At 47.9% G+C, this 12,121-nt stretch carries 11 protein-coding genes and 1 tRNA gene; all 12 read left to right on the top strand.

What is annotated here, in order from left to right; genetic code table 11:
• The first annotated feature begins 107 nt into the window (after positions 1 to 107).
• The 12 genes from adh (at position 108) to odhB (ending at position 11,951) form a co-directional block, all read left to right on the top strand.
• On the top strand, positions 108 to 1,628 hold the full coding sequence (gene adh / locus D3D03_RS05670) for an aldehyde dehydrogenase (protein ID WP_026832777.1): 1,521 nt from the start codon (positions 108 to 110) through the stop codon (positions 1,626 to 1,628).
• Between the two features lie 21 nt (positions 1,629 to 1,649).
• Positions 1,650 to 2,018 (top strand): DUF779 domain-containing protein, encoded by a 369-nt coding sequence (locus tag D3D03_RS05665; protein WP_026832778.1) that lies wholly within the window; start codon positions 1,650 to 1,652, stop codon positions 2,016 to 2,018.
• Between the two features lie 170 nt (positions 2,019 to 2,188).
• Positions 2,189 to 2,530 (top strand): thioredoxin family protein, encoded by a 342-nt coding sequence (locus tag D3D03_RS05660; RefSeq protein WP_119923119.1) that lies wholly within the window; start codon positions 2,189 to 2,191, stop codon positions 2,528 to 2,530.
• 29 nt (positions 2,531 to 2,559) lie between these two features.
• Positions 2,560 to 3,576 (top strand): S66 family peptidase, encoded by a 1,017-nt coding sequence (locus tag D3D03_RS05655; protein WP_119923118.1) that lies wholly within the window; start codon positions 2,560 to 2,562, stop codon positions 3,574 to 3,576.
• Between the two features lie 20 nt (positions 3,577 to 3,596).
• Positions 3,597 to 3,935, top strand: coding sequence for a hypothetical protein (locus D3D03_RS05650; RefSeq protein ID WP_026832781.1), 339 nt, complete (start codon positions 3,597 to 3,599; stop codon positions 3,933 to 3,935).
• 19 nt (positions 3,936 to 3,954) lie between these two features.
• Positions 3,955 to 4,899 carry an alpha/beta hydrolase gene (locus tag D3D03_RS05645; RefSeq protein ID WP_119923117.1) on the top strand — a complete coding sequence of 315 codons (945 nt, stop codon included), beginning with the start codon at positions 3,955 to 3,957 and terminating at the stop codon, positions 4,897 to 4,899.
• 65 nt (positions 4,900 to 4,964) lie between these two features.
• A tRNA-Leu gene (locus D3D03_RS05640) sits at positions 4,965 to 5,048 on the top strand.
• Between the two features lie 192 nt (positions 5,049 to 5,240).
• Positions 5,241 to 6,005, top strand: coding sequence for a transporter substrate-binding domain-containing protein (locus D3D03_RS05635; protein ID WP_026832783.1), 765 nt, complete (start codon positions 5,241 to 5,243; stop codon positions 6,003 to 6,005).
• 37 nt (positions 6,006 to 6,042) lie between these two features.
• Positions 6,043 to 6,687 carry an amino acid ABC transporter permease gene (locus D3D03_RS05630; RefSeq protein WP_026832784.1) on the top strand — a complete coding sequence of 215 codons (645 nt, stop codon included), beginning with the start codon at positions 6,043 to 6,045 and terminating at the stop codon, positions 6,685 to 6,687.
• The gene (locus D3D03_RS05625; RefSeq protein WP_028106115.1) at positions 6,684 to 7,412 is read left to right on the top strand and encodes an amino acid ABC transporter ATP-binding protein; all 729 of its coding nucleotides are present in this window, start codon (positions 6,684 to 6,686) and stop codon (positions 7,410 to 7,412) included. The genes D3D03_RS05630 and D3D03_RS05625 overlap by 4 nt, the downstream gene beginning before the upstream one ends.
• A gap of 358 nt (positions 7,413 to 7,770) precedes the next feature.
• On the top strand, positions 7,771 to 10,632 hold the full coding sequence (locus D3D03_RS05620; protein WP_119923116.1) for a 2-oxoglutarate dehydrogenase E1 component: 2,862 nt from the start codon (positions 7,771 to 7,773) through the stop codon (positions 10,630 to 10,632).
• Between the two features lie 50 nt (positions 10,633 to 10,682).
• Complete coding sequence (gene odhB, locus D3D03_RS05615; protein WP_119923375.1) at positions 10,683 to 11,951, top strand: 2-oxoglutarate dehydrogenase complex dihydrolipoyllysine-residue succinyltransferase; 1,269 nt, start codon at positions 10,683 to 10,685, stop codon at positions 11,949 to 11,951.
• The last annotated feature ends 170 nt before the right edge of the window (positions 11,952 to 12,121 follow it).

Raw genomic sequence — 12,121 nt, 5'->3', positions numbered from 1 at the left:
TTGGTACGATAGATACGAGAAGACATTTCGATACCATCAAAATGAAAGCGCATACATGGGATACCTTCTCGTCGTTTGACCATTTTAATTGAGGGAGGAACAAGATCATGATTTATGAGATTCCAAACACGCAAGGGTCGAAGGTACAGTACAAGGATCGTTATGAGAACTTCATTAATGGGAAGTGGACGGCACCGGTCGGAGGAGAATACTTCGATAACGTGACACCGATTACCGGTAAAGTGTTGTGTCAGGTTGCCCGTTCCGGAAAAGAAGATATCGAACTCGCGCTGGATGCAGCTCATGCGGCAAAAGAGGCGTGGGGGAAAACGTCTGTCGCAGAACGTTCAAATATCTTAAATAAAATCGCCAATCGAATGGAAGAAAACCTGGAAATGCTGGCCTATGCCGAAACACTGGAAAACGGGAAGGCTGTCCGGGAGACGTTAAACGCCGACCTGCCGCTTGCAATCGACCACTTCCGTTACTTCGCCGGTGTCATCCGGGCGCAAGAAGGATCAATCGGCGAGCTCGACAACGATACGGTCGCCTATCATTTCCATGAGCCGCTCGGAGTGGTCGGGCAAATCATTCCATGGAACTTCCCGATTTTGATGGCCGTCTGGAAACTGGCACCGGCACTCGCAGCGGGGAACTGTGTTGTCTTGAAACCGGCAGAACAAACACCGGCGAGCATCATGCTGCTGACGGAATTGATTGGCGACCTTCTGCCGCCGGGTGTCTTGAATATCGTCAATGGATTCGGACTGGAAGCAGGGAAACCACTGGCGTCAAGTAAACGTATTGCGAAGATTGCCTTCACTGGAGAGACGACGACAGGACGGCTCATCATGCAATATGCGTCGCAAAACATCATTCCGGTGACGCTTGAACTGGGTGGAAAGTCACCCAACATCTTCTTTGCCGACATCATGGATGCCGATGATGCCTTCTTTGACAAAGCAATTGAAGGCTTGTTGATGTTTGCTTTGAATCAAGGGGAAGTCTGTACGTGTCCATCACGTGCGTTAATTGAAGAATCGATTTATGAACCGTTCATGGAACGTGTGCTTGAACGGGTCAAAGCCATTAAGCTCGGGAATCCGTTGGACGGGGATGTCATGATGGGAGCGCAAGCATCAAGCGAACAGATGGAGAAAATCCTGTCGTACCTCGAAATCGGAAAATCAGAAGGTGCGGAATGTCTGATCGGCGGGGAGCGGAATCATCTCGATGGGGATTTAGCCGACGGATATTATATCCAACCGACGATTTTTAAAGGACATAATAAAATGCGGATTTTTCAAGAAGAGATTTTTGGTCCGGTCTTGTCTGTCACGACCTTTAAGACAGAAGAAGAAGCCCTTCAGATTGCAAATGACACGCTGTATGGATTAGGTGCCGGTGTCTGGACACGCGACATGAACCGTGCGTACCGGTTTGGTCGGGCGATCGAAGCGGGACGGGTATGGACGAATTGTTATCACCAATATCCAGCCCATGCTGCCTTCGGCGGCTATAAGATGTCAGGGATTGGACGGGAAAATCACAAGATGATGCTGAATCATTACCAACGGACAAAAAACCTGCTCGTCAGTTACAGCCCGGATAAACTTGGTTTCTTCTGATTGAGGAAAGGATGTGGCGACATGGTCGAACGCGTGCTGACGACCGATGCCGGCTTGGAATTGATTGAACTGCTGAAGGCGAAACACGGACCGCTGATGTTCCACCAGTCAGGCGGCTGCTGTGACGGCAGTTCACCGATGTGTTTTGCGGAAGGCGATTTATTTTTAGGAGATCAAGATGTATGGATCGGGACAATCGGCGGTTGCCCGTTCTATATGCACGAAGATCAATACGAATACTGGAAGCATACGCAACTGATCATCGACGTCATCGACGGACGGGGCGGGATGTTTTCGTTAGAAGGTGTCGAAGGAAAACGCTTTTTGACGCGCTCGCGCGCGTTCACGAAAGAAGAATACGCGGAGTTGGCAGCATCCACCAACCTCTGATATTCCGGCCAGACAACACTCCAACCGAAATTTTGGGCGATCATCGCGCAGGGTTTCGGTTTTGGAGTGTTTTTTTGATTCAGAAAATCTCCAGCGAGAGTCATGTTTTGTTTCTTGCCTAAGGCACGTTATAATTGAAACATATTTTACAAAAAAGGAGGACAGATGCCATGGGAACGTTTCAAGAACTGACCTCCATTGAAGCGGTCAAGAAACTATACCTTACAGAACTAGCCAGTGTGCTCTACATTTCCAGCCCGGGGTGTGCGGTCTGTGCATCATTGTTTCCGCAAATCGAACCTATTTTTGTTGCGCATCCTGAATTTCGGGCGGGACGCGTCGATTTGACCGATGTTCCACAGATTGCCGGCGAGTTTTCGGTGTTTACCGCACCCGTGGTCTTGTTATTTGTAAAGGGGAAAGAAGTTCACCGGGAAGCACGGATCGTTCCGATTGAACCGTTAAAACGGAAAGTTGAACAAATCGGTCAATTCGTTCGAACGATGGGCTGACGTAAAACTAACATCGAGGAGGCAAAATCATGCGATATCCTTATTTAGGTTGGACAGGACAGACGATTGGCGTAACAGCACCCTCTTCCGGATTACCGGAAGAACTGCATCCAATGATTGAAGAGGCGACGAACCGATTGCAGGATCGGCAAATGGCGGTGCAAGTCGGGCAAACCGTTTGGACACAACAAAAAGCAACCAGTGCGGCCGCCGACATCCGGGCCGATGAATTGATACAAATGTTGCAGAATCCGGAAATTGACGCAATCATTCCACCGTTTGGCGGTGAGCGGGCAATTGACGTCTTGCCGTATCTTGAGATGAACCAGATTCCGGAAAAATGGTTGCTTGGCTATTCCGATATCAGTACGCTGCTGTTTGCGATCACCGTTCAGACAGGGATTGCGACAGCTCATGGACCAAATTTCGTCGAGATGCGAAGTGAAGAATGGGATGAGACGACGACCGCCTGGCGCCGGGTTCTGGCAACGCCAAAAGGAGGAACCGTCACACAATGGACTTCCGACTTTTATCAAACCAAATGGAATCATACGGAACGACCGGCACGTTTTATGTACCATTTGGATGCTGCAACAGAATGGAAATCCGTTGATCCAAATGAAACTGAATTAACAGGGCGTCTGCTTGGCGGATGTCTGGAAACCGTTCGTCATCTGATCGGAACGCCGTACGGTGACGTGACCGCATTTCAACAAACGCAAATCAATCAAGAGCCGATTCTTTGGTACTTTGAAATATCGGAAGCAAGTGCCACCGATGTTCATCGCTCGTTGATGCAGATGCATCTCGCAGGCTGGTTCGATCAGGCGGCAGGCATCGTATTCGGACGGACACCTGGTGGACGGATGATTGAAGATTATACGCTGACCGATGTGTACGGTATGCTGAAGGAAAAATTAAAGGTTCCGATATTTTATGATCTTGACATCGGACACCAACCGCCGCAATTGACACTCGTGAACGGTGCGCAGGCGACAATACGAATTCAAGGGAAAGATTCCAGAGTAGACATGACGTTCTGCTGATTTGAAAGAGGAGGACAGACATGCAGATTCGAAAATTTCAATCGTTGGCAGCATACAAACGGATTCATATCAATCCGGAAACACGTCGTATGACATTACCTGAACCGTTTTATGATGCGTTACAGTTAAAAGATGAGTTGATGTTGGCCCAAGTCGGTCAAGTGCTCGTCATGCGAAATCCGCAAGAAATGGTGGCAACGGAAACCGATTTGTTATCGGATATCGTTGAAGAAGGGTTTACAGGACAAGAATTGGTACAGGAATTTGCCTATCGAAAAGCACAGCAAGAACACCGTTTACGACAGGAAGTGCTGCAAGACGAGATCGACTCCTCAGCCCAGTTACAAATCGAATTATGAGAACGGGAAGTGAAACGTGATGCGAAAACGAACGAAAATCGGATTGGGTGTCCTCGGATCCGGAATGCTTGCCGCAAGTTATTATTTTTATGAAATGGCGATTGCCACGAATCCGAAACCGTTCTTATCGAACAACCGTGACCTGAGTGACGAAATGGTCCGCCTGATGCAACCGGGACAAACGTGGATCAAAGAACAGCCGCTTGAATTGATCGAAGTCAAAGCCCATGACGGCTTAACACTGCGCGGACACTATTTACCGCCGCTTGTCCCGTCGGACCGGATCGTTATTTTAGTCCATGGCTACGGCGGTGTCGGAACGGACTTAGCGGGATTCGCTTATTTGTATCACCAAGCCGGTTTTCATGTCATGATGCCGGATAATCGGGGGCATGGTAAAAGTGAAGGGAACTACATCGGTTTTGGCTGGCACGACCGGGAAGATTGTCTTCGCTGGACAGAATATCTGATTGCGCGTCTTGGTCAGGAAAGTGCGATTTTTCTGCACGGTGTTTCGATGGGCGGAGCGACCGTTCTGATGACAAGTGGGGAAGTTTTGCCGCCGCAAGTCAAAGGCATCATTTCCGACTGTGCATACACATCCGTCAATGCCGTTCTCGCTTATCAGATGAAACGGATGTACCGTCTGCCGCATTTCCCGTTTCTGGCAATGACCAGTTTACTGACGAAATTGAAGGCAGGTTACTTTTTTAGTGAGGCTTCGGCGTTAAAACAAGTCAAACGGGCGACGGTTCCGATCCTGTTCCTGCACGGCGGCGCAGATACATTTGTTCCGACTTCAATGGTCTATGAGCTGTATCAGGCGTGTCCGACAGAAAAAGAGTTGGTCGTCATCCCGAATGCGGCGCATGCGATGGCCTATTTCGAAGATCCGGATACGTATGATACGGTCGTCGAACGTTTTGTCCGTCGAATTTTGACAGATGAGGCAGTGAAGAAATAATAAAAAAATGTTTGAAACCGTTGACAGAAAAACCTCTATTTAGTATTCTAATAACACAAATAGAAGTCGTCGTGGCGGAACTGGTAGACGCGCTAGACTCAGAATCTAGTGGTGGCAACACCGTGGAGGTTCAAGTCCTCTCGGCGGCATTTCATGCAAGTTCATCTAGAGCATCCTTTTGCAAAAGGATGCTCTTTTTGAATTTCTATAGTAGAGAAATGAACAAAAATATTACGTTTATTCGTAAAATTTGAATTTTTCTGATAAAATGTGTGTTAAGGAAAGTGAATGCAAGGAAAAAAGAGGGAGAAGGCATCCGCCTTCAAGAGAGGAGTTTTAACATGAAAAAGCAATTATCGGTTCTATTTTTGTTGATCAGTTGTCTGTTCGTATTAAGTGCCTGCAGCATCGGTTCGAAGGAGGAAACATCAGAGGACAAGACGTACAAAGTCGGAATCGACGTGACGTATCCGCCATTCGAGTACAAAGACGGCGATACGTACAAAGGAATCGACATCGACTTGATCAAAGCGATTGCAAAGGATCAAGACTTTAAGATTCAATTCGAAGCGATGGACTTCAGCGGAATCATTCCTGCTTTGCAGGCGAATCAGCTGGACGTGGCGATTGCCGGGATGAGTATCACACCGGAGCGGAAAAAAGTCGTGACGTTCTCCGATCCGTACTTTGAAGCCGGATTGATCTTAGTCGTCAAGGAAGACAATAACAAAATTAAGTCAGTTGATGACCTAAAAGGCGAAAAAGTCGCCGTCAAAAAGGGGACGACCGGTGCAAAATACGCAACGGATAATGCAGAAAAATTAGGCATCACGGTTACACAATTCAACGACAGCCCGGCAATGTTCCAAGAAGTCAAAAATGGCAACGCAGCGGCTCTGATTGAAGACTATCCTGTCATTTCGTACGCCAACAAACAACAGAACCTTGGTCTGAAACTAGTCGGCGACCGACTCAACGGGGATAACTACGGCATCGCGGTCTTAAAAGGGGAAAACGAAGAGTTGATGAAAAAAATCAACGAAGGACTGGCTAACCTGAAAGAAAGCGGCGAGTACGACAAAATCGTAGATACGTATTTAAAATAAGCGGATTTGAACGAAAGACAAGGGAGTTGAGTCGCTGATGGAAGTCGCAAAAACGGCGTTTCCGTTTTTCTTGGAAGGATTACAGATTACACTTTATATTTTCATCATCGCGGTCATAGCCGGATTCATCATTGGTTTGATTGTTGCGTTGATGCGTTTGTCTCCACTGAAGATTTTAAACGCGATTGCCATCGTCTACATTGATGTCATCCGCGGGACACCATTTATCGTCCAATTGTTCTTCATCTATTTTGGACTCAATTCACTCGAATGGCTGTCGATGGACCGGATGTATGCCGGTATCTTGACGGTCGCAATCAATGCGGGTGCGTATTTCGCCGAGATTATTCGGGCCGGGATTCAGTCGATTGATAAAGGGCAAACCGAAGCAGCTCGTTCGCTTGGAATGACCGGGCGTCAGACGATGACACAAATCATTCTGCCACAGGCATTCCGGCGGATGTTGCCGACAATCACCAACCAATCGATCATCAGTTTAAAGGATACTTCGTTATTGTCGATTATCGGCATCGCAGATTTGACGCAACAAGGGCAAGTGCAACAGGCGACGACGTTTGAACCGTTCATCGTGTGGACCGTCGTCGGTTTGATGTATTTCGTCGTCATTTATCTCCTTTCACTGTTAGCGAAATTCTTGGAACGGAGGTTTACCCTACGATGAGTATCATTGAAGTGAAACAATTGAAGAAATCGTTTGGTTCGAATGAAGTCTTAAAAGATATCTCAGTTGAAATTCAGGAAAAAGAAGTGGTCTGTGTCATCGGACCTTCGGGCTCCGGGAAAAGTACGTTTTTACGGTGTCTGAATCGCTTGGAGGACATCACCGGCGGGACAGTCGTGATCGATACGCACGACATTACGAACCCGAAAGTCGATATCAATAAAGTGCGGGAAGAAGTTGGGATGGTATTCCAACACTTTAACTTGTTTCCGCATAAGACGGTGCTTGAAAATGTGACGCTTGCTCCGATGAAAGTGCGGAAGACGGAAAAAAGCCAAGCCAAGCAACGGGCTCTTGAATTACTTGATAAAGTCGGCTTACGTGAAAAGGCCGACAATTATCCGGGTGAACTGTCAGGTGGTCAAAAACAACGCGTCGCGATTGCCCGCGCCTTGGCGATGAATCCAAAAATCATGCTGTTTGATGAGCCGACGTCAGCGCTCGATCCAGAAATGGTCGGCGACGTGCTCGCGGTCATGAAACAATTGGCGCTCGAAGGGATGACGATGATCGTCGTCACGCATGAGATGGGATTTGCCCGCGAAGTTGGTGATCGTGTCCTGTTTATGGATGGCGGTTTCATCGTCGAAGAAAACATTCCGAGCTTATTGTTTGATGCGCCGCAACATGAGCGGACACAATCGTTTTTAAGTAAAGTTTTATAAAAGAGACGAATCGAGTATCCATTTGCCGACAGGGAGGCGATGGATACTCTTTTTTTGAGGAAAAAAGTCTTTTTTCCCTAGAGACGTTTCATTCATAAAGAACAGAGGGTACAGTCATAAGAAAAACTTATACATTTATCACTGAGAAATTGGGAATTCGAAACGCACTGAGCCAAAAGAAGTAGTAATATAATAACTAAGGCAAACACTTTTGACATACAGGCCTTCGTCAAGGTTACATTCGATTTGTCAGACTGGGAACGTAACGATTGTCGACTTTTTATGTCATCCGATTTGAAAGCGCTAACAGGTAGAGAGTTGGAAATGTGCTGATTCTTCAGCACGAAGGGTGAAATGAATGAAACGGGGGGAACCGTACATGGCAAGCCGGGAACAGGAACAACAAGCATTTTATGGACCAAACCTTGGTTACATCATCGAATTGTATGAACGTTTTTTAGAAGATGCTTCTTCAGTGGATGAAGAGACACGACTCTATTTTGAACAGAACGGGGCTCCGATCTCAGAACCAGTTGTCAATCAAGTGGTCGAGACCGGAGATTTCGAAAAATATTTGGCAGCGAGCCGCTTAGCGGATCAAATTCGTGCAAAAGGTCATTTAGCGGCGGACATTTATCCATTAAAAGATCATCCGCGGGAGACGGAATTGCTTGAGCTTGGTCAGTTTGGACTGACAGAAGCTGATTTACGTGGCATGCCGGTCACACTCGTTTGTCCGGATCCACCGACCCACTTGAAAGATGCCTTCGAAGGGATTGAACATCTGAAAGCCCAGTATACAGGGGCAGCCGCGGTCGAGTTCCAACACGTCGATGATTTGGACGAAAAGAAATGGTTGCGTCAAAAGATTGAACAAGGAGCGTTGACGGCCAAACTCAGCGTTGAACAGAAAAAACAATTGTTTAAACGCTTAGCGGAAACGGATCTTTTTGAAAAATATCTGCATAAAACATACGTGGGACAAAAACGCTTTTCAATCGAAGGACTGGATGCGATGGTGCCGTTGCTTGATACGATTGTCGGTCACCTGATTGCCAATGGATCGGAGACAATTAACATCGGAATGGCTCACCGTGGACGTTTAAACGTGTTGGCACATGTCCTAGGCAAACCATACGAAATGATTTTTGCCGAATTCCAACATGCACCGAACCACGATCTTGTCCCGTCGGAAGGATCGATTGGAATTACGTACGGCTGGACAGGCGACGTCAAATATCATTTGGGATTAAACCGAAAAATGGAGCAACAATCCACTAATGTGCGGATGACACTTGCCAATAATCCGTCGCATCTGGAGTTTGTCGATCCTGTCGTCGAAGGATTTACACGGGCGGCGCAAGATGACCGTTCGCAAAAAGGCGCGCCTCGCCAAGAGCAGGGCAAAGCAGCCGCGATCCTGATTCACGGTGATGCCGCTTTCCCGGGACAAGGAATTGTCGCTGAAACATTGAATTTGACGAATTTAAAAGGATACAACACGGGCGGGACGATTCACATCATCGCCAACAATACGATCGGTTTCACGACAGAGCCGACCGATTCACGTTCAACCCGCTATTCGAGCGACCTGGCAAAAGGATACGAAATCCCGATTTTCCACGTCAATGCCGATGAGCCGGAAAGCTGTTTAGCTGTCGCGTTACTCGCCAGTGAATACCGGGCAACGTTCAACAAAGACGTATTGATTGATTTGATTGGGTACCGTCGTTTTGGACATAACGAGATGGATGAGCCGATGAACACGAATCCAGTGTTATATGAGTTGATCCATCAACATGACACGGCACGGGTCTTATATGCCAACCAATTGGTTGAGCAAGGGGACGTCACGAAAGAAGAGGTCGTTGCGATTGAAACGGACATCAATGATGTCATGAAAGCAGCGCGTGAGAAAGTACCGAATGTGGAAAAAGAGTACGGTGGGGTCATGCCGGACGTCGTCTTCAAAGGGGTTCCGACCGTTGAGACAGGTGTTTCGGAAGAGAACTTGATTGCGTATAACGAACAATTACTCGAATGGCCAAGCGGATTCAATGTTTTTCATAAGCTAGAGAAAGTCTTAAAACGCCGGACCGATGCGTTGACGACGAAAAACGGGATTGACTGGGGACATGCTGAGACGCTCGCATTTGCATCGATTCTCTCGGACGGAACACCAATCCGATTAAGTGGTCAGGATTCTGAACGGGGAACGTTCGCCCAGCGGAACATCAATCTCAATGATGTCAAAACGGGCAAATCGTTTTCACCGATGCACAGCTTGAAATCAGCCACTGCGTCCTTTGCTGTCTACAACAGTCCGTTATCGGAAGCAGGCGTCCTCGGCTTTGAATATGGTTACAATGTTTTCGCACCCGAGACACTTGTCTTATGGGAAGCGCAATATGGTGATTTTGCCAACTCCGGTCAAGTCATCTTTGATCAATTCATCTCAGCGAGTCGTGCGAAATGGGGGCAGACCTCGGGGCTTGTCATGCTGTTGCCTCATGGATATGAAGGGCAAGGTCCGGAACACTCGAGTGCCCGTCTTGAACGTTTCCTATCGTTATCCGGTGAGAAAAACTGGACGGTCGCCAATGTTTCGAGTGCCGCGCAGTATTTCCACCTGCTTCGCCGTCAAGCGGCGATTCTCGGAAAAGAAGAAGTTCGTCCGCTTGTAGTAATGACACCAAAAAGTCTTCTCCGGCACCCGCTCGCGACATCTGATTTATCCGAGCTGACAGACGGCTCCTTTAAACGTATCGTGGAACAAACGGGTCTTGGTGAATCACCGGATCAAGTCGAACGAATTGTCTTTTGCAGTGGGAAAGTCGCGATCGACTTGGCAGAAGCCGTCTCGAAATCCGATGACGACTTCAACTGGCTGCACATCGTGCGAATCGAAGAAATTTATCCATTCCCGGCGAAGCAGTTAAACGCGTTGTTGGAGCGATACCCGAACGTTACGGAATTTGTTTGGGTTCAGGAAGAACCAAAAAACATGGGGGCTTGGACATATATCGAACCGCGCTTAGAATCCGTTGGCATCAATGGAATCACGCAAGTCCGCTATATTGGACGCCGTCGACGCTCGAGTACAGCGGAAGGTGACCCGACTGGTCATAAAGTCGAACAAGCGCGCATCGTAACAGAAGCATTGACACGCCAGACGGTCGAAGAAACGACTGCACCATCTATTTCCGAAACAAATGTCTAACGCGTAACATCTTGTGGGGTCAAACACGAACAGTCTTAGGGGGACGAATTATCATGGAAATCAAAGTGCCAGAACTTGCAGAATCGATTACGGAAGGTACAGTCGCTTCGTGGTTGAAACAACCAGGCGATCAGGTGGAAAAAGGGGAAGCGATTGTTGAACTGGAAACGGATAAAGTCAACATCGAAGTCCCGTCGGATGAAGCCGGCGTGTTGACAGAGGTCATGGCGGCAGAAGGCGACACGGTCCGAGTTGGCGAGACAATTGCCATCATCACAGCGGGTGGCGAAGTAGCGAAACCGACTGAATCGACTCCAGCGCCAAAGGCAACAGAAGCACCAGCAGAAGCACCGGCTGCTCAAGAGCCAAAAAAAGAGCAACCGGCAGCTGTCGCGGCGACCGAAGCCACGTCGCTTGCTGACCGTCCGATTGCTTCACCAGCTGCTCGGAAGTTAGCACGGGAAAAAGGAATTGATTTGTCGCAAGTCGCGACACAAGATCCGCTTGGCCGGATCCGTGTGCAAGATGTGGCAACGTTTGAAGTCGCGCCACGTGAACAAGCAAAACCACAACCTGCAACGCCGGCACCACAACCTGCAGCTCCGGCAGCACCCGGCAAACCGGAAGAACGAATCAAAATGTCACGCCGTCGTAAAACGATTGCTAACCGTTTAGTAGAAGTTCAACAAACGGCTGCGATGTTAACGACATTTAATGAAATCGATATGTCTGCTGTCATGTCTTTACGAAAACGCCGCCAAGAAAAATTCGTCAAGGACAATGAGGTCAAACTTGGTTTCATGTCGTTCTTTACGAAAGCTGCTGTCGCGGCCTTGAAAAAAATGCCGTATCTGAATGCAGAAATTCAAGGGGACGAGATTGTCCTGAGGAAATTCTACGACATCGGGATTGCAGTTTCTGCCCCGGACGGACTGGTCGTGCCGGTCGTCCGCGATGCTGATAAAAAGAACTTCGGTGAAATCGAAAAAGATATCATCAATCTTGCGGTCAAAGCGCGGGACAACAAACTGGGCTTGTCTGATTTAACAGGCGGAACGTTTACGATCACGAATGGTGGGACATTTGGTTCCTTGATGTCGACACCGATCCTGAATGGACCACAAGTGGCGATTCTCGGGATGCATGCCATCAACTTGCGTCCGATTGCGATCGATGCAGAACGAATGGAAAACCGTCCGATGATGTATGTCGCCCTTTCCTATGATCACCGGATCGTGGACGGAAAAGAAGCCGTCACGTTCCTCAAACACATCAAAGATTTGTTGGAAGATCCGGAATCACTCATCTTCGAAGCGTAATCATACGGGAACACCCTGTTTCGAACCATGGAAACAGGGTGTTTTTTTGTCATCTGTTACAGCGTTGTCACCCAATCTATACAGAAGATTACATCTGCTTCATGAGACGTTCATCGAAACACGGTAAGATTCATCTTGTATGAGAATCATGATTTTGAGGGGGATAAATG

This window comes from Exiguobacterium sp. RIT452, assembly GCF_003598705.1.
Classification (GTDB): domain Bacteria; phylum Bacillota; class Bacilli; order Exiguobacteriales; family Exiguobacteriaceae; genus Exiguobacterium_A; species Exiguobacterium_A undae.
Note: the sequence above shows the minus strand (reverse complement) of the source record. Positions and strands in the feature narration are given on the sequence as shown.